The organism is Paenibacillus tepidiphilus, from assembly GCF_008635795.1.
GTDB lineage: Bacteria > Bacillota > Bacilli > Paenibacillales > Paenibacillaceae > Paenibacillus_AQ > Paenibacillus_AQ tepidiphilus.
Genome location: NZ_VWRQ01000007.1, coordinates 26991 through 51837, shown reverse-complemented (window position 1 = coordinate 51837; position 24847 = coordinate 26991). Strand labels below are relative to the sequence as shown.

Annotated in this window: 16 protein-coding genes; 14 read left to right on the top strand and 2 right to left on the bottom strand. The window is 57.7% G+C overall.

All coding sequences use genetic code 11. The features are described 5' to 3' along the window. Nucleotides 1-53: 53 nt before the first annotated feature. Nucleotides 54-1721, bottom strand: a complete 1668-nt coding sequence (locus F1379_RS10990; protein WP_150269400.1) for a ribonuclease J — start codon at nucleotides 1719-1721, stop codon at nucleotides 54-56. A gap of 322 nt (nucleotides 1722-2043) precedes the next feature. Between F1379_RS10990 and hemA the strand changes: the two genes are divergently transcribed. The 9 genes from hemA to ypfJ all read left to right on the top strand — a co-directional run bounded on the left by hemA (nucleotide 2044) and on the right by ypfJ (nucleotide 13917). Then, the gene (gene hemA / locus F1379_RS10985) at nucleotides 2044-3435 is read left to right on the top strand and encodes a glutamyl-tRNA reductase (protein ID WP_150269397.1); all 1392 of its coding nucleotides are present in this window, start codon (nucleotides 2044-2046) and stop codon (nucleotides 3433-3435) included. A 6-nt stretch (nucleotides 3436-3441) separates the two neighbouring features. Beyond that, on the top strand, nucleotides 3442-4266 hold the full coding sequence (ccsA, locus tag F1379_RS10980; protein WP_150269395.1) for a cytochrome c biogenesis protein CcsA: 825 nt from the start codon (nucleotides 3442-3444) through the stop codon (nucleotides 4264-4266). 1200 nt (nucleotides 4267-5466) lie between these two features. After that, nucleotides 5467-6114, top strand: a complete 648-nt coding sequence (locus tag F1379_RS10975; RefSeq protein ID WP_150269393.1) for a precorrin-2 dehydrogenase/sirohydrochlorin ferrochelatase family protein — start codon at nucleotides 5467-5469, stop codon at nucleotides 6112-6114. A 246-nt stretch (nucleotides 6115-6360) separates the two neighbouring features. Further along, on the top strand, nucleotides 6361-7311 hold the full coding sequence (gene hemC, locus F1379_RS10970; RefSeq protein WP_150269792.1) for a hydroxymethylbilane synthase: 951 nt from the start codon (nucleotides 6361-6363) through the stop codon (nucleotides 7309-7311). Nucleotides 7312-7334: 23 nt separating this feature from the next. Beyond that, nucleotides 7335-8882, top strand: coding sequence for a uroporphyrinogen-III C-methyltransferase (gene cobA / locus F1379_RS10965; RefSeq protein WP_150269790.1), 1548 nt, complete (start codon nucleotides 7335-7337; stop codon nucleotides 8880-8882). A gap of 310 nt (nucleotides 8883-9192) precedes the next feature. Then, nucleotides 9193-10191, top strand: coding sequence for a porphobilinogen synthase (gene hemB, locus F1379_RS10960; protein ID WP_150269391.1), 999 nt, complete (start codon nucleotides 9193-9195; stop codon nucleotides 10189-10191). Between the two features lie 35 nt (nucleotides 10192-10226). Then, nucleotides 10227-11528: a glutamate-1-semialdehyde 2,1-aminomutase gene (gene hemL, locus F1379_RS10955; protein ID WP_150269389.1), complete on the top strand. Its 1302-nt coding sequence runs from the start codon at nucleotides 10227-10229 to the stop codon at nucleotides 11526-11528. A 68-nt stretch (nucleotides 11529-11596) separates the two neighbouring features. After that, nucleotides 11597-12523 (top strand): RluA family pseudouridine synthase, encoded by a 927-nt coding sequence (locus tag F1379_RS10950; RefSeq protein WP_150269788.1) that lies wholly within the window; start codon nucleotides 11597-11599, stop codon nucleotides 12521-12523. 536 nt (nucleotides 12524-13059) lie between these two features. Continuing rightward, nucleotides 13060-13917, top strand: a complete 858-nt coding sequence (ypfJ, locus tag F1379_RS10945; protein WP_150269387.1) for a KPN_02809 family neutral zinc metallopeptidase — start codon at nucleotides 13060-13062, stop codon at nucleotides 13915-13917. 268 nt (nucleotides 13918-14185) lie between these two features. On the opposite strand, the gene F1379_RS10940 is transcribed toward ypfJ, so the two are convergent. Further along, on the bottom strand, nucleotides 14186-15448 hold the full coding sequence (locus tag F1379_RS10940) for a GGDEF domain-containing protein (RefSeq protein WP_150269385.1): 1263 nt from the start codon (nucleotides 15446-15448) through the stop codon (nucleotides 14186-14188). A 249-nt stretch (nucleotides 15449-15697) separates the two neighbouring features. Here F1379_RS10940 and F1379_RS10935 point away from each other — a divergent pair, with 249 nt between their 5' ends. The 5 genes from F1379_RS10935 (at nucleotide 15698) to murC (ending at nucleotide 24696) form a co-directional block, all read left to right on the top strand. Then, a complete protein-coding gene (locus F1379_RS10935) occupies nucleotides 15698-17122 on the top strand; it encodes a glycosyltransferase family 4 protein (RefSeq protein ID WP_150269383.1) in 1425 nt (474 codons plus the stop codon). A 149-nt stretch (nucleotides 17123-17271) separates the two neighbouring features. Then, nucleotides 17272-18600 (top strand): LysM peptidoglycan-binding domain-containing protein, encoded by a 1329-nt coding sequence (locus F1379_RS10930; RefSeq protein ID WP_150269382.1) that lies wholly within the window; start codon nucleotides 17272-17274, stop codon nucleotides 18598-18600. Between the two features lie 696 nt (nucleotides 18601-19296). Further along, nucleotides 19297-21933 (top strand): valine--tRNA ligase, encoded by a 2637-nt coding sequence (locus tag F1379_RS10925; protein ID WP_150269786.1) that lies wholly within the window; start codon nucleotides 19297-19299, stop codon nucleotides 21931-21933. A gap of 5 nt (nucleotides 21934-21938) precedes the next feature. Beyond that, nucleotides 21939-23315, top strand: coding sequence for a bifunctional folylpolyglutamate synthase/dihydrofolate synthase (locus F1379_RS10920; protein WP_150269380.1), 1377 nt, complete (start codon nucleotides 21939-21941; stop codon nucleotides 23313-23315). A gap of 7 nt (nucleotides 23316-23322) precedes the next feature. Continuing rightward, the gene (murC, locus tag F1379_RS10915; RefSeq protein WP_150269378.1) at nucleotides 23323-24696 is read left to right on the top strand and encodes a UDP-N-acetylmuramate--L-alanine ligase; all 1374 of its coding nucleotides are present in this window, start codon (nucleotides 23323-23325) and stop codon (nucleotides 24694-24696) included. The last annotated feature ends 151 nt before the right edge of the window (nucleotides 24697-24847 follow it).

Here is a 24847-nt window from a genome sequence, read left to right as displayed (position 1 = left end):
CCCTTCGCGATGCACATTGTTTCTGATTATTCGCATACATTCGGCTTGGCCGCCTACACCTCAATAATAATCGGCAAAATCATCGGCCGCCGCTTGGTGCGGTCGTAGAGGAATTTACCCAGCACGTCCTTGATCGTCTGCTTGATGATGCTCCATTGGCCGAGGTCGGCTTCGCTCATCTGCTGCAGGGTCTGGGTGACGAGTTGATTGATCTCGCTGATCAGCGTATCGGAGTTGCGGACGAAGACGAACCCGCGGGAGATGGTGTCCGGCTCGTTCAGCAGCCGCCCGTCGGCCTGGCTTAGCGTGACGACGGTAATCAGGATGCCGTCGGCGGACAGCTGGCGGCGGTCACGGAGCACCACATTGCCGATATCCCCGATGCCAAGGCCGTCGACGAGGATCTGACCGGCGGGAATCCGGCCCGATTGCCGGACGTTCCCGCTACTTGATTCGACAATATCGCCATTCTTCAGAATGAAGATGTTGTCCGGGTTTACACCGACCGCTTCGGCCAGCAGGCTATGGTGATGCAGCATCCGGTACTCTCCATGAATCGGGATGAAGTATTCCGGCTTCATCAGAGTCAGCATCAGCTTCAGCTCCTCCTGGCTGCCGTGGCCGGAGACATGCAGCTCGCTGCGCGAGCCATAGATCACTCTTGCGCCCAGCAGGTAGAGGTTATCGACGACGCGCGAGACGTTGCGCTCGTTGCCCGGAATGGGGTTCGCGGCGATGAGTACGGTATCACCGGCGCCGATCTCCATCTGCCGGTTGCTGGAGGTGGAGAGCCGGGATAGCGCGGCCATCGGCTCGCCCTGGCTGCCGGTGCATAGCACAGCAACCTGCTCCGGCGGCAGCTTGCCCGCTTCCTGCGGCTCAACCAGCATCCCTTCAGGGATGCGCAGATAGCCGAGCTCCTGGGCGACGCCGACCACGTTCACCATACTGCGGCCGAGCAGCGCCAGCTTGCGGCCGGTGTGTCCGGCGGCATCGACGATCTGCTGCAGCCGGTGTACATTGGAGGCGAAGGTAGACACAAAGATCCGCCGCTCCGCTTTTTGAAAAGCCTCCTCCATATGCTCGCCGACCAGCCGCTCCGAGGGGGTAAAGCCAGGGCGTTCGGCGTTGGTGCTCTCCGAGAGCAGGAACCTTACGCCCTTTTTGCCGATCTCGGCCATTTTATGAATATCCGGATACTGGCGGTTGACCGGGGTCATATCGAATTTGAAATCGCCCGTATGCACAACCGCCCCTTCCGGTGTATCGAACACCACGCCCAGACAATCCGGGATGCTATGGTTCGTATTGAAGAAGGAAACCGTGATCTCGCCGAAGCTGAGCTCCGAGTCGCCGTTAATGGGATGCAGGCTGGTCTGCCGAAGCAGTCCGTGCTCCTTCAGCTTGGTCTCGATCAGGCCCAGCGTCAGGCGGGAAGCATAGACGGGCAGGTTGAGCTGCTTCAGCAGATAGGGGATGCCGCCGATATGATCTTCATGCCCGTGGGTCACGATCAATGCCCGTACCTTGTCCAGGTTGTTCAGCAGATAAGCCACGTCCGGAATGATCAGATCAATGCCGAGCAGGCTTTCATCAGGGAATTTGGAACCGCAGTCAATGACGATGATATCGTCGGCATACTGCACGAGATACATGTTCTTGCCGATTTCATATACGCCGCCCAAAGCGGCAATCCACAGCCGGCCATCCGGCTTGTTCATGTCAATTCCTCCCTTGTTCAATTCCCTATATTATGTATAGTGGAAGGGGAATTTATCCGGGGAATCCGAGAAGCGGTAGATTAGCGGACCGGTAAATTCATAAATATTTTAGAAATAACCCAAGATAAACCGTGGCACTTTTACAGTTTTTTAATTATAATAATTCTTATCTAGATGTCAAAAAGAGTTCAAAGGTTTTGCAAGAAGCTGCATTTTCATGTGATATACTTAACACAGTAATTGGGGAATTTATGTTTAGGATATATTTTTAATAGTAGAAATTGCTGCAGCAATGAATAGAGATTAGGATGGTGAACTAGCGATGCATATCATCGTCGTTGGCCTGAATTACCGGACGGCACCCGTGGAAGTGAGAGAGCAATTTGCTTTTGCGGAACAGGATCTGCCCGCAGCGCTCCACCAGCTCATGAACACCAAGAGCGTGCTTGAAGGGGTTCTGGTTGCCACCTGCAACCGTACGGAAATTTATGTGGTCGTGGACCGGCTGCATATGTGCGGATATTTCATCCGCAATTTCCTGGAGCAGTGGTTTCATGTCAAGAGCGAACATTTCGCACAGCATATGTATATATACGAAGATGAACAGGCGATAGCCCACCTCTTCCGCGTGACCTGCGGTCTGGATTCCATGGTAATTGGCGAGACGCAGATTTTGGGACAGGTCCGGAATGCATTCCTGACGGCCCAGGCGGAAGGCGCCACCGGAACGTGGTTCAACCGGCTGTTCAAGCAGGCGGTAACGCTCGGCAAGCGGGCGCACAGTGAGACTTCCATCGGCGAAAGCGCGGTGTCGGTCAGCTATGCGGCGGTGGAGCTGGGCAAGCGGATTTTCGGGGCGTTTACCGGCAAAAAGGTGCTGATTCTCGGCGCCGGCAAAATGAGCGAGCTGACCGTCAAGCATCTGTACACCAGCGGAGCGGCGGAAGTCATTGTCGCCAACCGAACGCTGTCGCGCGCGGCGGAGCTGGCCGAGAAGTTCTCGGGAACGCCGAGCACCCTTGAGGATGCGCTGAAGCATCTCGAAGAGGTGGATATTGTGATCAGCTCGACCGGGGCCACCGGCTACGTGCTGACGGCGGATCAGGTAGCAGTCAGCATGAAGCGCCGGCCTTCGCGTCCGCTCTTTATGATCGACATTGCGGTTCCGCGCAATATTGATCCGGGTGCGGCCCAGGTACAGGGCGTGTTCCTGTACGATATCGACGATCTGGAAGGCATTGTGGAGAGCAATCTGGAGATGCGCCGCAGCGAGGCGGCCAAGATTGACGTTATGATTGCCGAAGAAATGGACGATTTCCAGCTGTGGTTGAAGACGCTCGGCGTACGTCCCGTGATCCGCGCCCTGCAGGATAAATCGAACGGAATTTATGAGGATACGCTCGACAGCCTGTTCAAGAAGCTGCCCGAGCTGGATGAGCACCAGCGCAAAGTCATCGGCCGCCTGATGAAAAGTGTAGTCAACCAGATGCTCCATGACCCGATCAATGTTATCAAGGAGCTGTCCGGCGGGAAGCAGGGCAATGAGGCGCTTGATTATTTTACGCAAATTTTTGCGCTCCAGGAGCTGATGGACTCCGGTCAGGAAGGCGGAAGTTCTTCCCCTGTTCAGTCCGGAATCCAGGAGCGTCCGTCCGTCAGCGAGTTCACCGTGCCCAAGACGGTGTTTGCGCCTGCCGGCGTACTCGGCGGGTGACCCGGGATGGGGCTGCTGGACAGAATATATGATACCGCTCTGCTGCTATACGCCCTGAGCCTGCTGTTTGTTTTCTCGGATTGCCTGAAGCGCAATCCGGGCGGTAAGCGGCTGGGCACAGGGCTTCTTGCTGTTGTGGGGCTGCTGCAGATGGCCGGTCTGGCCATCCGTTTCGGGCAGGAGGGCGGACTGCCGATTTTTACGCCGTATGATTTCCTGTTCTGGTTCTCCTTTATCATTGTGCTGACTTCGCTGGCCGTGTCGTTCACCCGGGGCGGAGAATTTACGCTGCTGCTGCTGAGTGTGGCGGGCTTCAGCGTATTTCTGCTCAACCGGGTATGGCTGACGGCGGAGGACCATACGCTGCAGAGCTGGAGTGCCGTGCACGGCTGGCTGGCGCTGCATGTGATTTTGGCCAATTTGAGCTTTGGCGCACTGACACTGGCCACCGTATTTGCGATAATGTACCTATTCCTGCACCGCAGGCTGAAGATTAAGAAATGGGATGACCGAATTCGCCGTCTGCCCAGTCTGGAGACGATGGATAAGTACTCGGGCACAGCCGTATATACGGGTGTTCCGCTGCTGATTCTTTCCCTTGTCCTGGCCGGCGTTTCAATCCTCTCGGAAGGACGGACGCCGCTGTTTCAGGATACCAAAGTGCTCACCACCCTTATTGCGCTTGGAATCTACATAACCTATATGGTGCTCAGGCGCCTTGGACGCTACGGCGGCAGCGCAATGGCCCGCTGGGCGATTGCCGGCTATGCCTTCCTGATTCTGAATTTCCTGTTGAACTCGTTCTCGGATTTCCACGGCTGGGGCGGGTGAAGAGCGGGGGACGGATGTGGCTTGCGGTAGTGAGGGCCGGGAGATGGTTGTGTCTTGCAGTAAGGAAGGCTGGGAGACGAACGTGTCTTGCAGTAAAATGAAGGTCCGGAGGCGGCCGTGAGTCCCGGGAAATGAAAGCAAGAGACAGATGTGACTGCTGTCAAGGAAGGCTTGGAGACGGTCGTGAGCATGTGGTAAATAAAGCTCCGGAGCGGACATTACTTGCGAGAAATGAAGACCGGGAGTAAGGTGGAGCTGGAAGCGGTAGACCTGGGCGATGCAGGCGAGAGTTATGTGGCTAACCGGGTAGTGGATTAAGGTGATACAGTAACGTTGGGAAGCGTCATGTGGGTGATTACAATAACATGCTAACCGTCTGTGGGTGATGGTAGAGTAACGTGGTAAGTGGGCGATGCCTGCGAGGGTTACGTGGCAAACTTGTTAGTGAATTAAGGTGATATTACAGTAACTGGAAAGCGGCGTGTGGATCATTACAATAGCATGCTAACCGCCTGTGGGTGATGGTAGAGTAACTTGGGCGATACAGGCGAGAGTTAAGTGGCTAACCGGAAGTGAATCAAAGTGATACAGTAACGTGGTAAGCAGCTTATAATATAAGAACAGTAGAACGGTGAGTGAGCATACGTAACTATTAAGCTGAGCACAAAAAAGTAAAATAGGAGTAGATCGGGGCTTGCGGAGCTGGAGGATCGGCAGTATCTGGCAGGCCCAAATCTATAGCACTCCAAAACGGCTGAGATTGATGTAAACTTTAATAGCCAATACAGTTAGTTCGATTTTCGCACACTAATTTGGCTGTTTTTACGGATTTCAGACATCTAATTCGATTTTGGCCACTTAATTGGGCCGATATTTGGGTAAGGATCGACTTTCGTCCATATTAAGTGGCGGTTATCCAACTAAGTTGATGATTATCTCCATACAGGTAAAATTAAGTGGCGATTTTCCAACTAACCTATGCTGTGGGAACAGGGGTTGCCTATCATTCATCACGTCTGAGTGGAGTTGGATATAGCGGGCTGTTGCCTGTTTCTGTGCAATTTGCGTTAACCATCCAGAAATCAGGATGCGGCTAATCTGCTGTTAATGAGGCTTTCATGCGGATGTTGCGGCGATGGATAAGTGTTTATGGCTGTAATGCGGCGGCAGAACTACAGGCGGGAGCGGAGTGGAGCCGAAATGACAAGGTTAGTGCCGATTATGCTCGACCTGGAGCATTGCCGGGTTGTAGTGATTGGCGGCGGTACGGTGGCGGAGCGCAAGGTTGAGGGGCTGCTGGGAAGCGGAGCAGCCTTAGTGGTTGTCAGCCCCGGGCTGACGGGGCGGCTGGAGCAGCTGGCCGGGGACGGCGCTGTGACCTGGGTCAGCCGGGGGTACGCTCCCGGAGATGTCCGGGGAGCGGCCCTTGTGTACGCCGCGAGCAGCGATGCGGCGGTTAATGAGGCGGTAGCCCGCGAGGCACGCGAGCGGGGCGTCCCGGTGAATGTGGCCAGCCATGCCGAGGCTGGCAGCTTCATTACCCCGGCGGTACTGCGCCGGGGGAGGCTGACCGTCGCCGTGTCAACGGCGGGCGCGGGACCTGCAGCCGCGGTGCAAATCACCGAGCGGCTGGCGGAAATATTGGGCGAGGAATACGAGCCCTACCTCGATTTCCTGCACGAGCTGCGCGGCGAGATCAAACGGCGGGAGTCTTCGCCCGCACACCGCGCGCGGCTGCTGCGAAAGCTCGTGAAGCTGGATATACTGGCCGAGATGAAGCAGGGCACATTTACCGGCTGGAGCGATGCGGAGATTACGGCGTGGATCGCGGCCAACCGGGAAGAGTAAGAACTGAGGGAAGAAACGGGTAATGAACAGGAACGGACAGTGGAACTGAAATGTAAGGAACGGAAGCGGGTAGTGAACAGAGTCGAGTAACAATTAACGACCAGAACTGGCAGTGAACAGGACCTGTAACAGTCACGGGCATGTTCTTCGTGTTAAAGTTGTACATATTAAAGGGTGACCGCGCGATGGCGGCAAGGTGTGCTGGTAGAAGCAAAGCAGACGGAGTTACGGGAGGATAAGATAATGATGCGTAAAATTATAGTTGGCAGCAGGCAAAGCGCGCTGGCCCTTACACAGACCGGGCAGGTGATTGCCGACCTGGAGCGGCTAAGTGCGGAGCATGGCTTCGGCTTCACCTTTGAGGTGCAAAAAATCGTCACCAAAGGCGACCGTATCCTGGACGTGACCTTGTCCAAGGTCGGAGGCAAAGGACTGTTCGTCAAAGAAATCGAACAGGCGATGCTTGCCGGAGAGATTGACATGGCCGTGCACAGCATGAAGGATATGCCGTCCGAGCTGCCCGAGGGGCTCGTAAACGGTGCGGTGCCGAAGCGCATGGACCCGCGCGATTGTCTGATCTCCCGCGGCGGCGTGCCGCTGGAGGAGCTCCCGCAGGGCGCCGTCGTGGGCACCAGCAGTCTGCGCCGCTCCAGCCAGCTGGCCGCGCTGCGGCCGGATCTTACGATCCGCCCGGTGCGCGGCAATATCGACTCGCGCCTGCGCAAGCTGGAGGACGGCGAATACGACGCCATCCTGCTTGCGGCGGCGGGACTCTCCCGCATGGGCTGGCAGGATAAGATCACGGCCTACCTGCCGCAGGAGAGCTGCATTCCGGCGGTCGGCCAGGGGGCGCTGGGCATTGAATGCCGCGCGGATGACACCGCGCTGCTGCAGCTGCTGCAGCTCTACAACGATGAGCAGACCGCGCTGACCGTCGCGGCGGAGCGCTCGTTCCTGGGCACGCTGAACGGCGGCTGCCAGGTGCCGATCGGTGCGTTTGCAGTACTTGCGGCAGGCGCCGGCGGGACATCGGCAGCGCACAGCATCACGTTGACCGGTATGGTCGGCACGCCGGACGGATCGGTAATTCTCAAGGAGACCTGCACGGGCGGTGACCCGGTGAAGCTCGGCCAGGAGGTAGCGGGGAAGCTGATCGCCAGAGGTGCGGAGAAGATTTTGGCAGATGTAAGGGGATGATTGGGATGAGTGGGATGAGTGGGATGAAGGGGAAGGTATACCTGGTAGGGGCAGGTCCGGGAGACGCGAAGCTGATTACAATCAAGGGGATGGAGTGCATCCGCAAGGCCGATGTGCTGGTCTACGACCGGCTGGCCAGTCCGCGGCTGCTGAAGTGGATGAAGCCCGGCGGTCAAAAAATATATGTCGGCAAAACCACGGACCGCCATACGATGAAGCAGGAGGATATCAACCAGCTGCTGGCGGATCTGGCGCTGGAAGGCAAGACGGTAGTGCGGCTGAAGGGCGGTGACCCGACGATCTTCGGCCGGGTCGGCGAAGAGGCGGAGCTGCTGCGCCGCCACGGCATCCCGTATGAGATCGTTCCGGGCATCACCTCGGCGATCAGCGTACCGGCCTATGCCGGCATTCCGGTCACGCACCGGGAGCTGGCTTCCTCCCTGTCGATCATCACGGGCCATGAAAGCCCGGATAAGCTGGATCATTCGATCCACTGGGACAAGGTGACGAATGCCACGGGAACGCTGGTGTTCCTGATGGGCGTCGCCAAAGTCGGTTACATAAGCGAGCAGCTGATCAAACACGGGCGGCCCCCGGAAACTCCGGTGGCGCTGGTGCGCTGGGGCACGCGCGCAGACCAGGAGACGCTGACGGGTACGCTGTCCGACATCGAGGCCAAGGTCAAGGCGGCGGATTTCCAGCCGCCGGCCGTCATCGTTGTCGGCGAGGTGGTTCGCCAGCGCGAGCTGCTGATGTGGGCGGAGGCGCTGCCGCTGTTCGGCAAGCGCATCGTGGTGACAAGGGCCCGCAGCCAGGCCAGCGAGCTGGTGGAGCTGATCGAGGAGCTCGGCGGGGAGCCGTACGAGTTCCCGGTAATTGAGACGGTCATGCCGGAGGACGCCGGGAAGAAGGCCGCCATCACCGAAGCGCTCGGCAAGCTGCCGGGCTTCGATTGGGTATTCTTCACGAGTGTGAACGGCGTGGAGTTCTTCTGGCGCCACCTGGCGGAGCAGAAGGTGGACATCCGGGGCTTGCACCGCGCGCGCATCGGCGCGGTGGGCCCGGCCACAGCCGCGGCGCTGGCGGGGCGCGGGCTGGTGGCTGGTGAGCTGCCCGCCCGCTTCCAGGCGGAAGGGCTGATCGAGGCCTTCGGCAGCGAGCTGCTGCCGGGCCAGAAGGTGCTCCTGCCGCGCGGCGATCTGGCGCGGGAGTGGCTGCCGGACAAGCTCCGCGAGCTGGGGCTTGAGGTCACGGAGATAGATACGTATGAGACAGTGGTTACCGGCGAGGATGATATAGAGCTGCTGCGGCTGCTGGAGGAGAAACGGATTCATGCGATTACTTTTACCAGCTCCTCAACCGTACGCAACTTCATAGAAATTCTGAACCGCATGGGGCTGGAAGATCCGATGACGCTGCTTGCAGATATCAAGATCGCCTGCATTGGCCCGCTCACGGAACAGACGGCCGTTGAGGCTGGCTTTACGCCGGGGCTGCTTGCGGAGGAAGCCACCATTGATGGTCTGATCCATGAGCTCTGCCGCTGGAATGCAGAAACCCGGCTGAAATAAAGGAACGAACAGGATAAGTGTAAATTGTACAACTGTTAGGCGCTTTGGCGCTGCGGGGTAAGATAGATATAATCTGTGCAGCTAATTTGGCCTGATGGAAGAAAAACGGCCGTTTATGTTCATATTAGCTGTAGAAACTGCAATAAAGCAGAGGCTGGCCCGGCGGAATCAGCTGTGTATAGTTGCAGCAAATGCAGCTAATGTCTGTAGCCGCTCCCGGGCAGCGTGCCTGATATTGCAGGGTTAAGCAGGCAAGGACGCGGGTTCACCCGACAACTGCCTGCAAAATATAATCGGGAGGATATACAACATGGGTTTTCCTATCATACGGCACCGCCGTTTGCGCGGTACGGCCGGAATCCGCGGTATGGTGCGCGAGACGGTACTGAATAAGCTGGATTTCATCCAGCCGATATTTGTGACTTACGGAACAGGTGTGAAAAATGAGATCGGCTCCATGCCGGGAGTGTATCATTTCTCGCTGGACACGCTGAAAGCGGAGGTCGACGAGATTGCGGCGCTGGGGATTCCGGCTGTCCTGCTCTTCGGGATTCCGGAGACGAAGGACGCTGTCGGTTCCTCTGCTTTTGCCGAAGACGGCATTGTGCAGGAAGCGACACGGCTGATTAAAGAATGGTATCCGGAGCTGCTGGTGGTGGCCGACACTTGTCTGTGCGAGTTCACGGACCACGGCCATTGCGGCATGGTGCATACGCATGTTGTGGACGGCAAGGTGCATGGGGATGTCATTAACGACCCTTCGCTGGAGCTGCTGGTGAAGACGGCGGTTTCCCAGGCGCAGGCCGGCGCGGATATCATCGCCCCCTCCAACATGATGGACGGCTTTGTGCAGGCCATTCGTACGGGGCTGGATGAGAACGGCTTTGAGCATATTCCGATTATGTCCTATTCGGTAAAATATGCGTCGGCCTTCTACGGCCCCTTCCGCGAGGCTGCCGATTCGGCGCCGCAGTTCGGCGACCGCAAGACCTACCAGATGGACCCCGCCAACCTGCGGGAAGCCATCCGCGAAGCGGATTCCGATGTGCTGGAAGGCGCGGACATGCTGATGGTCAAGCCGGCGCTGGCTTATCTGGACGTCATCCGCACGATCCGCGACCAGTTTGATCTGCCTCTGGTGGCGTATAACGTCAGCGGTGAATATTCCATGGTCAAGGCTGCTGCGCAGCAGGGCTGGATCGACGAGAAAGCGGTCGTGCTGGAAATGCTGACCGGCATGAAGCGGGCCGGCGCGGATATTATTATTACTTATTTTGCCAAGGATGCAGCCCGCTGGCTGCAGGGCTAGGCTTATATAAACAGAAGACAGGAGTGAATATCGCTATGGGCAATGTGCCTTTGTCACGCCGGGAAGAGGCTTCCCGGAAGGCTTTTGACGAAGCCAAGCAGTATATTCCCGGCGGGGTGAACAGCCCGGTGCGGGCGTTCAAATCGGTAGGCCTGACCCCGGTGTATGTGGATCACGGGAGCGGCTCGCGGATTTATGATATTGACGGCAACAGCTTTATCGACTACGTCTGTTCCTGGGGACCGCTGATCATGGGCCATGCCCATCCGGAAGTGGTTAAGGCGCTGCAGGAAGCGGCAGTTAAAGGGACCAGCTTCGGAGCGCCGACGCTGCTGGAGACGGAGATGGCCAAGGCCGTTGTGGAACGCGTCCCTTCGGTGGACATTGTGCGTATGGTTAACTCGGGAACGGAAGCGACGATGAGCGCAATCCGGCTGGCGCGGGGGTACACCGGGCGCAGCAAAATCCTCAAATTCGAAGGCTCCTACCACGGCCATGCCGACAGCTTGCTGATCAAGGCGGGCTCCGGCGTGGCCACACTGGGCCTGCCCGACAGTCCGGGCGTACCGGAAGGCGTGGCGGCTAACACTATTACTGTACCTTACAATGACTTGGAGAGCGCAAAAGTCGCTTTTGAACGGTATGGTACTGATATTGCCGCAGTCATTGTCGAGCCGGTGGCCGGCAATATGGGCGTGGTGCCGCCGCTGCCGGGCTTCCTGGAGGGCTTGCGCAAGGTGACGACGGGATATGGGGCGCTGCTGATTTTTGACGAGGTGATGACGGGCTTCCGCGTGGGCTACAGCTGTGCGCAGGGCCTGTTCGATATTCAGCCGGATCTGACTTGCTTCGGGAAGGTTATCGGCGGGGGGCTTCCGGTCGGTGCCTATGGCGGCAAAAAAGAAATTATGGAGCAGATCGCTCCTTCCGGTCCGATCTATCAGGCAGGCACACTCAGCGGCAATCCGCTGGCGATGACGGCGGGCTACCACACACTGAAGCTGCTGACGCCCGAGGTCTACGACCGCCTGGAGACGCTTGGGGCACGGCTCGAAGCCGGTCTCAGGAAGAACAGTAAGGAGCTGGGCATTCCGCTGACCATTAACCGTGTCGGCTCGATGGTGTGTCCGTTCTTTACGGAAGGGCCGGTCATCAACTTCGAGACGGCCAAGACCAGCAATCTGGATATGTTCCGGCGCTACTTCGGCCACATGCTGGATCAGGGCATCAGTGTGCCGCCGTCGCAGTTCGAGGGGATGTTCGTCTCTGCCGTGCACAGTGAGCAGGATATCGACGCGACCATCGAGGGCCATTACAATGCCCTGAAGGCACTGTGACGGCGGAGAACGGGGCACACCCGGCCGGTGGCGGGGCCTGGACCCGGCGCGGGGAATGGCTCGAAGCCATGCCCGGGCGCAGCATTACCCGCGAACCGGACCGGGAGGCCGCGGTAGACCGCTGGCTGCTCGGGACGGCCGGCATGCCGGAGAAGCTGCATGCCCGGATGCGCCGCGAGGGCGAGATCCAGTGGAGGGGCGACCGCCTGCGCCTGCGGCTGTTCCCGCCGCGTGAGGCGGGGATCGGGCCGGTAAGTCAGCAGGCGGAGGTGCTGTTCGAGGACGACTTCTGCCTCGTCGTCCACAAGCCCGCCGGCATGGCGGTCCATCCCGACGGCAGCGGCCAGGGCGTGACACTCGACCATGTCGTGGCGGCACATTATGCAGTCTCCGGCGGCGGCATCGCTGTCCGGCATGTGCACAGGCTGGACAAGGACACGACCGGGCCGGTGCTGTACGCCAAGAACGAATACGCGCAGCTTGTGCTGGATGAGGCGCTGCGCAGCAAGGACGTCTCGCGGCAGTACGCCGCGATTGTGCAGGGCGCCGTGCCGCCTGCGCTGCAGCGGATCGACGCGCCGATCGGCCGCGACCGTCACCATGCCGCACGCCGCCGGGTCTCCCCCGGCGGACAAGCGGCGGTGACGCATGTGCTGGCGCGCGAGGCGCTGCCGGGCGGCAGCGTGGTCAAGCTGCGGCTGGAGACCGGCCGCACGCACCAGATCCGCGTGCACCTCAGCCATGCGGGACATCCGCTGTTCGGCGACGAGCTGTACGGCGGGCCGCCGTGGCCTGCTCCGGGAGGCGGCGCTGCTCCCGGCCAGGCCGGAGCCGCTGGCTTGCCCGGCGGCTCCAGCCGTCAGGCGCTGCACGGCGAGTCGCTGGCCTTCAGCCATCCCTGGACGCGGGACCTGATCGAGGTCGCTGATCCGTGGCCGGAGGATATGCTGGCGCTGCGGGCGCGGCTCAGCAATCCGTGGCAGCTGCCGGGCTGAGACAGGATGACTCGGCTTAGCGGGGCTGCCACAGGGTTACGGCCCAAGCAGATTAGAATTGAAAGATGATCGGCAGGAGGGAGGCCAGAACTTGGCCTCCCTCCTGTTTTTGTTGAAGCGGTAGCCGTTCTCAACCCAAGGGACCCTGCTTTTCCAAATAGCCTATTGCCTAATGGTGCAGAGATTGCGTTTTTATTGCACTCTCTGCAACTATTTCAAAGCGAATTGGCCGCCATTTCATTATAGTTGTACATTGTACAGCTATAAGGCCGGGAACACACTGAAGTGATTGAAATTTACTGTTTTAGGTGTATGAAGTGCAACTATCTCCTGAACACGGGGCTTTTTACAGGATTTAAATGTACAAAGTGCAACTAAGAACGCTTGCCTATTCCCTTGGAACTGTAAAGACCTGTAAAGCGCCTTTCGTGTACGCTCCTGTGATTTTTGGGTATATCTCTTATAGAACTGACGGGACCAGGAGCCGGAACCGGCACCGGGCGGTCCGATTGGCATACATGAAGGGAGCTGAAGCCATGCGTTGGCAGGGCAGAAGAGGCAGCAGCAATGTAGAAGACCGCAGAGGGCTCAGCGGCGGGAAAATGGTAGGCGGGGGCATCGGCGGTATTATTCTTGTAGTCATCGTTACACTGCTGAGCGGCGGGAATGTAGGCGACATTCTGGGTAATTTAGGCTCGGCCACAACCACCAGCACATCCAGTACAAACGGCTCTTATCAGCCTTCGGCCCAGGAAGAGGAGCTGGCTCAGTTCGTCTCGGTCGTGCTGGCCGATACTGAAGAGGTGTGGGGCGAGCTGTTTGCGGCACGGGGGATAACGTACACCGACCCGACGCTTGTGCTCTACAGCGGCAGCGTGAATTCGGCCTGCGGCACGGCGACCTCAGCGGTGGGGCCGTTCTATTGCCCCGGCGACGCCAAGCTGTACATTGATTTGAGCTTTTACGATGAGCTGCAGCAGCGGTTCCAGGCACCGGGCGATTTTGCGATGGCTTATGTCGTTGCCCATGAGGTCGGCCATCATGTACAGACGCTGCTGGGCACTACCGCCAAGCTGGATGAGCTGCGCCGGAGCGTGAGCGAGGCCGAATACAACGGCTACTCGGTGCGCTTTGAACTGCAGGCCGATTATCTGGCAGGCGTGTGGGCTCACCATGTGCAGGGCGAGAATCTGCTGGAGGAGGGCGATCTGGAGGAGGCGCTGGCTGCGGCGAGTGCCGTCGGCGACGATACCATCCAGAAGCAGGCGCAGGGCTACGCCGTGCCGGACAGCTTCACGCACGGTACCTCGGAGCAGCGGAAGCGCTGGTTCTACAAGGGCTTTAACTCCGGAACAATCGAAGGTGGAGATACATTCAGCGCCGCACAGCTGTAAGCTGGTTGCCTGAGGCTCCCGAGAGATCCGGCAACACCAGTAACACCGGTAACACTCTCGCTCTCTACCGCAGCCGCTGGGCAAAGGCATTAACACTAACGTCTTCTACAGCGGACGCTGCATCAAGGTGGCTTTAACGCTCTCTACCGCAGCAACTGCACCAATGGAGCAACACTGCCGTTCCCGAGAGACGCTGCACAGGAGCGGCACAACTGCAAACCAAGCGCCGCTCCACCGATAACGGCGGAGCGGCGCTTTTTTGACTAGGTCATAACTGTTCTGACAGGCCTGGCGGGGTCAACCCGTTGCGGTACGAGAGCCGGTTGCGCCCCAGCTTTTTCGATTCGAGGAGCAGCTGGTCGGCGTATACATAACCTTTTTCCATAGAAATCTTCCGGTCGGCGTCGGTCTTGTAATAGTATAGCCCGAAGGAGGCGGAGTACGTAACCGTAATATCCTCTTCCTCGTACTCTGCAGCGACGCTGTGATCCTTCACGCTGTCCAGGATGCCCTGGATTTGCGCCATGCATGACTCGAAGGATTTGTGCCGCAGGAACATGGTGAACTCCTCGCCGCCGCTGCGGAACAGAATATCCTCATCCTGCATGTGAGCGGCCAGCGTCTCTGCAAAATGGACAATGACCTTGTCGCCCACCGCGTGGTTATAGCTGTCGTTGATTTTTTTGAAGCGGTCGATATCTGCTACGGCAATGCCGATGATCTCTCCGCTTTGGTTAAGCTCCTGCATCATTTTATCCATATGGGCGCGGTTGTAGGTTCCCGTAAGAAAATCCCGGTAAGCCATCTGCTCGAACTTGTCCCGCTCGTATTTGTGCTGGGCGCTTTGTGATTTGGAGTAAAAGGAGAGGCTGACGACGTAATTCAGCAGAAACAGCGCGAGCAGCATATCCCAACGCTCCATTTGCAAGAACAGCAGGAGCAGGCCGTTGGTCAGCGCCACCTTGCAGAAATCAAGCAGATTGCGGCTGCGCAGCAGCAGATTCAGCGCCTCTTTGCGGGTCTTGATATCACCGGACAGTGTGAATGTGATGACCAGAAAGCCGGAGGACAGCACCATGCTGACGAAGGTAACCAGACAGAATAGCAGCCAGTAGCCCAGCGGCAGCTGCCCGGCATACGGATACAGTAAGGTGTACAGATAATAGCCGGCCGTCCCGCCCAGCGTGAAGGAGCCAATATTGTAAAAGGTGTCCAGCAGCTCACCGGGATCTGCGGTTTTGGTCTTCTTTTTGTACAGAAAAACGGTAAAGCTGTAAAGCGTCTCGAACAAAAAAGTCCCCAGGGGTCCGGCGAACACCCCGAAGGAGGACGTGTAGCTGATCGCGTAATCTATGTTTGAATTGCCGCTCCGGGTGACGATGCGCAATTGAAAATAGAAACTGGAGAATGCCCAGTAGAGCAGCAGGGCGGTCCAATAGGTATGATCCAGATCGATTACACGGGGACAAGCGAAGGCCACAGCTGCTGCGGCGGCGAACAGCGACAGGTCAAAGATTCGGGCTTTTGACATAGATGACATATCCTTTCACGAATTATACCGATTATACCCGAAAAGATCGAAAGGGATAAAAAGGATTTTTTGATTTATATAACTTGAACTGAAGATTTCTATCATCCTATGAGGCATAGCGTGTTTTCAGCTGGAGTTCTGTTCGACTCATACCCACGCCGCTACTACCCGGTATTCATATAATAATTTGTTACTACGCAGCTGAATTGCTTAAGTATGCAATAATTTCTAGCCGGGGGTGAGGAGTTTATGAGAATACTGCTGGTCACTTACTGGGGACTGACCAATATGGGCGGCATCTGGACGTACATGAACCAGCTGTCGGACCAGCTCGGGAGGCTGGGGCACTCGGTAACGCTGATGGGGAGCCATGTGGAGAATAACCGGCTTTATTTGTTGGGAAGCGCACAATCCTTTGATAAAAAAGCCTACTACTCCGCGCTGCTGCCTTATCTGGATTCAGCCAGGTTTCCCCACCTGCATCTGGAGCACGGCATCTTCAGCTTTGAGCTAGGCCGGTATGTGTTTGAGGGCGGTGCCGCAGTTCTGGGATTGCATAATTACGATATTATCCATGCCCAGGACCCGATCTCGTCGTATGCGCTGCGGCGGATTATGCAGACCCCGGTGCCGCTCGTTACGAGCATGCACGGGGCGCTGAGCCGGGAGGCCTATTACGAGTACAAGGGGCTGGAGCCCTGGCTGACGCAGGAGGTCTATGAACAGCGGCCCATCTGGAGGTATTTCCGGCGGATGGAGGAGCTGGGGGCGCTGGCCGCGGACAGCATACTGGTCTCCTCGAAGTGGATCGGCAAATGGGTCCGGGATGCCGGGGTCCCCGAGGATGTGATCCATACGGTCCCTTACGGCATTAATCTCGGGGAATACGCCGCCAAGGCAGCCCAGCCGTCGCCGTTCAGGGTGTCCGCCGGGCACAAGATCATAATGTATGCCGGACGCCTGGAATACATCAAGGGTGTCCACGTGCTGCTCGGCGCACTGGGCGAGGTCTGCCGCAGCCGCCAGGACTGGACCTGCGTGATAGCGGGAATCGGCAGCCTGGAGGAGGAGCTGAAGGCCCAGGCCCAGGGACTCAGAATCGCCGAGAAGGTGGTGTTCGCCGGCAAAGTGGACAATATCCCGTCTGCGCTTGCCGGAGCCGACATCTATGTGCAGCCCAGCCTGCAGGATACCCAGCCTTACTCCGTTACGGAGGCCCAGCTTGCCGGAATTGCCCCGATTGTGAGCGGGACAACGGGCATGCCCGAGATGGTACAGCATGGCACGACCGGCTGGATTGTGCCTGCGGAGGATAGCGGAGCCCTGGCTGGGATGCTGCTGCGGCTGCTCGGCGACGATGAGCTGCGGGCAAAGACGGGCAGTGCGGCGAAAATCTGGGCGCTGCATACCCGTTCACTGGCTACGATGACGGACAGTACACTGAAGGTGTACCGCAGAACGATCGGCGAGCAGGCTCTGCGTTACCGCGCCGGCAGCGCACTCCGTCAGCTGGAGAAGCCGGGATCCACACGTCTGGCGGATGCTTTTCATCCGGCCGATCTGCTGCAGGCCTTGAATCCTGCAGACCCGCTCGTACCGCTGCTGCGCCGCAGTCTGCCGGCGCAATATGTCGTTCCGGATGAGCGGATTGCTTCGATTAGCATGAATCAGTAGGAATTAGCGGGAAGAACGGGTCTGTCCCCTGCCGCACCAAAGTTGTCATGCCTCCTTGAAAAAAGCATATACATGTGTGGAGTAACATTTTGGGCTTATGCTCTGGGCTTGTCTCAGGGTTAGATTATGCCAAAAAGGAGGACATTTCCGTGTTTGACCCGTCCCACGGCTTGCGGTTTGATATTTATGAACGCATTCACCTCTCCGAAGAGCTGCCCGGAATCGCCGAACTCGAAGAGGTGGAGCTGATTCCGGATATTACGGTGATCCAGCGGGAGGACCGCGCCGAGCTGCACGGCCAGCTGCTGCTTACCGGGCTCTACAGGGGAGAGAACGACCGTACGGAGCGGCTGGAGCATGCCATCCCTGTGGAAATCACCGTTCCGCTGACCCGCGTCCGTTCGCTTGAAGACATAGGCGTGGAGATCGAGAACTTCGACATCGACCTGCTGACCATGCGCACGGTCAACATTACCGGCATTCTCTCGCTGCGCGGCATCGGCACCGGCGACAGCCAGCCGGCCTGGCAGCAGGAAGAGTACACGGTAGCCTATTCCCCGTCGGATGAAGCACCCCAGGAGATCCATGCCCGTGAATCGGACCATGACGCGCTTTATGAGAATTCGCTGTGGACCTTCGGCGAAGGAACAGCGGAAACAGCGCCGGACGAGAAGGAGTATTCCGGCTCCGGGCCGGAAGCCGCAGGAGGCACGGAAGGCGACCTGTATCCGGAGGACGCTACGGGCTACACCCAGCCGGCGGATATTGCCGCTCCGCTGCAGAAGGAACAGGAGAAGAAGCTGCGCACCCACAGCCTGGACGGTTCTCCATGGCAGATAGGTGCAATCCTTGAGCCGGGCAGAGCATCCGATAACGCTGGCGCCGGCGCTGCGGCCGGGCAACTTGCCGAAGCTTCTGGCGCAGGCAAGCAGGAGCAGACCGTTCAAGATGCAGAAATCCATGCCGTGTATGAGAGCGGGACAGTGCTTGCTGCGGCGGAAGATGCCGGAACTGCGGTACCGGTGCCGGAAGAAGGCCTTCTTGTGGCAGCGGAGAATACCGACAACGCACTGTATCAGGAAGCAGCGCTTCCGGCAGAGGAAAAGCCTGACCTCAAGGTTGCTCTGGGCTCCAAGAAGGATGCAGAGCCGCAGGCCAAGGAGACGCTGTCGTTCTCTTCGCTTCTGGGTACAAACCGTTTCCGCAAGGAGCATGACGTACCTGCTCCGGAGGAAGCGCCGCAGGCAGTTCAGCCGGCTGCTGCGGAGCCCGGCAACGACAATGACTGGAAGAGCCGTTTCATCGGGAGCACAAGCGCTTCGGAGCTGTTCCGTAAAGTCCGGCTCTGCATTGTGCAGCGTGAGGATACGCTGGATACGATTGCGGAGAAATACCATCTCAGCGTCCGCGAGCTTTCCAGCTACAACCGGCTGTCCGGACAGAATGTGGAGGAAGGGCAAGTGCTTTATATCCCCTGAGCGCCGGGAAATGCTGAAGAGGGTTGCAGACATTAAACCTGGCGCCGGGGTTAACCGAGCGGAGGAAACCGGAGACGGTCTTAGGCCATTCATGGCTTAGGGGCCGTCTTTTGCAGATTCACCGGGTTCCCGGGTATAAGACAGGCCCATTATGCGTATGCTGGTTGACTAGGAATAGCTCTGAATGTATTATGGGTTTATGCAATCATTAGCGAAAGACTGGGAACGGGAAGAGTAGGCGGTCAGCCCTTCAGAGAGCGGAATTGTTGTTGCTGTGATTTTCCGCAGGATGCAGCCCCCGAAGTCGCCCCGGAGTCGCCATTCCGAGCCGGTTACCGCAATTGGAACCGGGAGTAGGATTGTGCCGGAAGCAGCCGTTATCTGCATGAGTGTCGCGACTGTACTTTGGACGGAACATGTTCCGGGGGCAGGCAGGATCTTGCTATATCGCGAAACAAAGGTGGTACCGCGAAAGAATGGTCTTTCGTCCTTTGAGGACGAGGGGCCTTTTTGTTTGTTTCAGGAAGTGATTCCGTTCTTAATATGACGGCACATCCGGTTCATCTTGACTGTTATATCTAATCTGTCACTTGATAATGGAGGTTTATGAACATGGCTGAACACCAGAACAACCTGGCGCCTGAAGCGCCGCAGGAAGCTGCTGCGCCGACCGGAGCCGAGAACAAACAAACCGGAATGCCGACGACCTATGATCCGAAGGCGGCGGAACACAAATGGTACACCTACTGGCTGGAGAATGAATTCTTTAAGGCGGGCCTGCGGCCGGAGGCCGAGCCTTACTCTATCGTCATTCCGCCGCCGAACGTAACGGGAATGCTGCATATCGGGCATGCGCTCGATTTCACCCTGCAGGATATTCTGATCCGCGTGAAGCGGATGCAGGGCTATGACACCCTGTGGCTGCCGGGCACGGACCATGCAGGGATTGCTACACAGACGAAGGTGGAGCAGAAGCTGCGCCAGCAGGGGATCTCCCGGCATGACCTGGGACGCGAGAAGTTCCTGGAGCAGGTATGGGCGTGGAAGGATCAATATGCGGAAACGATTCACGACCAGTGGGCCAAAATGGGCCTGTCGCTCGACTACTCCCGCGAACGCTTCACGCTGGATGAGGGCATGTCGGACGCAGTCCGCCAAGTCTTTGTCAGCCTCTACAACAAAGGCCTGATCTACCGCGGCAAACGGATCATCAACTGGGACCCCGCCGCCAGAACGGCGCTGTCGGATATCGAGGTTGAATATAAGGAAGTGAACGGGCATCTGTACCATCTGCGCTATCCGCTTAAGGACGGCAGCGGTTATATTACGGTCGCCACCACGCGTCCGGAAACGATGCTCGGCGATACAGCGGTTGCTGTTCATCCTGAAGATGAACGCTACAGCGATATGATCGGAAAGACGCTGATTCTGCCGATTATCGGCCGCGAGATTCCGGTAATTGCCGACGAATATGTCGAGAAGGAATTCGGCAGCGGCGCCGTGAAGATCACGCCGGCGCATGATCCGAATGACTTCGAGGTAGGCCTGCGGCATAACCTTCCGCAGATCAGCGTAATGGATGAGAGCGGCACGATGAATGAAGAAGCGGGTCCTTATCAGGGGCAGGACCGCAGCGAGTGCCGCAAGAGAATCGTCGCCGACCTGAAGGAGCAGGGAGTGCTCGTGTCCATCGAGGATCACGTACACCAGGTAGGACACAGTGAACGTTCGGGTGCTGTAATTGAGCCGTATCTGTCCACGCAGTGGTTCGTGAAGATGCAGCCGCTGGCTGAAGCGGCGATTGCCGCCCAGAAGGAAGGCAATGGAATCAGCTTCGTACCGGAGCGCTTTGAGCGTACCTATCTGAACTGGATCGAGAATGTCCGCGACTGGTGTATTTCCCGCCAGCTGTGGTGGGGCCACCGGATTCCGGCCTGGTACTCTGAGTCTACGGGCGAAGTATTTGTGGCCCGCGACGAAGAGGAGGCGCGCCGGATCAGCGGCCTTGACGATCTCAAGCAAGACGAGGACGTACTCGATACCTGGTTCAGCTCGAACCTCTGGCCGTTCGCCACACTCGGCTGGCCGGATGAATCGAGCAGCGATTATCAGCGTTACTTTCCGAACAATGTGCTTGTGACGGGTTACGATATTATCTACTTCTGGGTGGCGCGGATGATCTTCTCTTCCGTTGAATTCACGGGACAGAAGCCGTTCTCCGATGTATTGATGCACGGTCTTGTACGCGACGCGGAAGGCCGCAAAATGTCCAAATCGCTCGGCAACGGCATTGATCCGCTGGAGGTCATCGACAACTATGGCGCCGATGCCATGCGCTTCATGATTTCCACCGGCAGCACGGCCGGCCAGGACCTGCGCTTCCGCCTGGAGAAGGTAGAGCAGGCGCGCAATTTCGCCAACAAGATCTGGAACGCTTCCCGCTTCGCATTGATGAATCTGGAGGGCGTAACCTTTGCAGATATTGACATTTCAGGTGAGCTAAGCACGGCTGACCGCTGGATTCTGCACCGCCTGAACGAAACTTCCCGCGATATTACGCGTCTAATTGACGCGTACGAGTACGGCGAAACCGGACGCCTGCTGTATAACTTCATTTGGGATGATCTGTGTGACTGGTACATTGAGTTTGCCAAGCTGTCTCTATACGGCGAAGACGCATCCGCCAAGGCCAAGACACAATCCGTACTGGCTTACGTGCTGGACCGCACCCTGCGTCTGATTCATCCGTTCATGCCGTTCATCACCGAGGAGATCTGGCAGCATCTGCCGCATGAAGGCCGTACGATTATGCTGGCCGAATGGCCGAAGTATGAGACTGCGCTGGAGAATCCGGAAGCCGTGAAGGAAATGAATCTCCTGATGGATATCATCCGGGCGGTGCGCAATATCCGCGCCGAAGTGAATGTGCCGATGAGCAAGAAGGTTGAGCTGATCGTCAAGGCGGGTGACGAGGAAACTCAGCGCATCGTCGAACGCAACGGCCATTACATTGCACGATTCTGCAATACATCATCCTTTGAAGCGGGACTTGACCCGCAGACGCCGGATAAGGTTATGTCGGCCGTGGTTACGGGAGCAGAGCTGCTCCTGCCGCTGTCGGGGCTGATCGATATCGAGCAGGAAATCCTCCGTCTGGAGAAAGAAGTACAGACGCTGAACAGCGAAGTGGACCGTGTGGCGAAGAAGCTCGGCAATGAAGGCTTCGTCGCCAAGGCACCGGCTAAAGTCATCGAAGAGGAGCGGGCGAAGCAGGCGGATTATTCCGCCAAGCGCGAGAAAGTGATTGCCCGTATCGCAGAGCTGAGAGGATAAGGACTATGGAAGAGATTCTCGGGGGCGGCGCGGCCGCTCCCCTACGTTCATACACAGAAGCGGTGGACTGGATCAACGGGCTGATTCCTTTCGGCATCCGTCCGGGTCTGGAGCGGATCGAGGCCATGATGGAAGCCTTAGGCCACCCGCACCGCAGGCTGAAATTTATTCATGTCGCAGGTACGAACGGCAAGGGTTCGACCTGCGCTTTTCTGACCAGTGCACTGCTGCAGAGCGGGTACAGTGTCGGTACCTACACTTCTCCTTATATCACGAAATTCACCAACCGGTTCCAATATAACGGTGAAGATATTTCCGAAGAGACGCTTGTGGCTCTGGCGAACCGGCTCCATCCGCTCGTGGCCGAGCTTGCCGCGGGAGAGCTGGGGTCACCGACGATGTTCGAGGTGTCGACTGCGCTGGCAATCCTGTATTATGCGGAGGTCTGCTTCCCTGACGTGGTCGTATGGGAGACAGGTCTGGGGGGAAGGCTGGATGTGACGAATATTGTCACTCCGGTCGTCTCGGTCATTACCAATGTCGGTCATGACCATACGGATGTGCTTGGCGATACGATTGAAGCAATAGCCTATGAGAAGGCGGGCATCATCAAGCCGGGTGTTCCGGCGGTAAGCTGCGTCAGCCAGCCGGAGGCCATCGCAGTCCTGAAGGACAAGGCTGCGGCAACCCGCTCGACGCTGTATCTGGCCGGCGAGGACTTCAGTTACGAAGCCGGAGAGATTAAGGACGGACTGCAGAGCTTCACCTTCAAGGGCCCCTTCCGCTCGATCGGCATCGACATTGCCATGAAAGGCGAGCATCAGCTCAGCAATGCGGCAGGTGCGATGATGGCGCTGGAGGTGCTGCGCCAGTATATGGCTTTCATGCTCGAGGACGAGGATGTGCTGGAGGGCTTCCGCAGCACGTTCTGGGCCGGCCGGCTGGAGGAGGTCGGTACTTCTCCGCGCATAGTACTGGACGGAGCGCACAACCCGGAGGGTGCGGAGAGCCTGGCGAAGAGCCTGCCGCACTTTTACCGGTACAATAAATTAAATTTGCTGATGGGAATGCTCTCGAACAAGCATCATGAGTCCTACTTCAAGCATATACTGCCTATAGTGGATACGCTCATTCTGACCGAACCGGATTTCCGGAAGAAAATGGACGCGGACGAACTGCGGGCGATTGCGGAAGGCTTGCGGGAGACCTACGGCAAACCAGATTTACAAATTATCGTGGAACACAATTGGGGCAAGGCGCTGCAGCTGTTAATGTCGCTTACGTCGGAAGACGACCTGGCGGTCGTGTCAGGGACATTGTATTTGATTTCCGACGTGCGCAGCACGCTTTTGCGGCAACCCGATTCTGAAAAAGGCTGGTGACTAACTGTTGGATACTACTGAACGTGTGCATTTTATCGGGATCGGCGGCTACGGAATGAGCGCGATTGCCCGGGTCATGCTGGAAATGGGATATACGGTTACGGGCTCCGACGTGGCAGCCCAGGAACTGACAGAGAAACTGATTGCCAAAGGCGCCAAGGTCTACATCGGCCATACGGCTGAGCAGGTCAAGGGGGCGGACCTCGTGGTCTACTCCACGGCGCTTACGAGCGACAACGTGGAATGGAAGGAAGCGGAGCGCCTGAACATTCCGGTGCTGCACCGCTCGCAGATGCTGGCGCGGCTGCTGAACGAACGCAAGGGCGTTGCCGTCGCCGGCGCGCACGGCAAGACGACAACCTCCTCGATGATCGCGCTGGTGATGGAGGATTGCGGTGTGGACCCTACCTATATTATCGGCGGGGAAATCATGAATGTCGGCACGAACGCGAAAGCGGGACAAGGGGAGTTTGTGGTGGCCGAGGCGGACGAAAGCGACGGCTCGTTCCTGCAATATCATCCCTGGCTGGGCATCGTAACGAATATTGAAGCGGATCATCTGGAGAATTACGGCGGCGACTTCGGCAAGCTGAAGGCAGCCTACGTCCAGTTCATGAACCAGATGCGCGAAGACGGTACGGCTATCGTATGCGCCGACGACGAGACGGCCCGCTCGCTCCTGCCGGAGGTCAAAGGCCAGATCATCACTTACGGCATTCATTCGGCAGACGCGGATTATACCGCAACAGACATTGTGCTTGGGGACCGACTGGTCTCCTACACGATGAACAAGGGCAATGAGACGCTGGGGACCATCGAGCTCTCCATTCCCGGCAAATATAATCTGTACAATTCGATGGCGGCGGTTATCGCCTGTCTGAAGGCGGGCATTGCGTTTGCGGACATTGCGGCTGCGATCGTGAAATTCCACGGGGCGAAGCGGCGCTTCCAGGTGCTGGGCGAAGTGGATGATATCCTGGTCATTGACGATTACGCTCATCATCCGACGGAGATCCAGGCGACCATCAGCGCGGCCAAAGCGACCGGCAAACGGATTATTGCCGTATTCCAGCCGCAGCGCTATACGCGCACCTTCTTCCTGCTGGATGCGTTCAGCCGGGCATTCAGCGAAGCGGATGAGGTCATTATCACCGACATTTACTCTCCGGCGGGAGAGAAGCAGATTGAAGGCGTGACCTCCGCGAAGCTGGTAGAGCTGATCAAGAGCAACAGCAACGCGAGTGCAAGACATCTGCCGACCAAAGAAGCCGTGCTCGCCGATCTGCAGGACCGCATCGCTCCAGGCGATTTGGTGCTGACGATGGGCGCCGGGGATATTTATAAAGTGGGCTACGCGCTGGCCGAACGCTTGAAAGGCTAGAGCAGAGACACCTCATCGCGATACAACCTGCTAAATCATTCTTTGATTTAGCAGGTTGTATTTGTTTTTTGTGGAATAATTGCGCGACTTACATAAATTATCTTTCGGAGAAACGGGTATAACGAGTATAGTATCAGGTAGAATGGTTGAT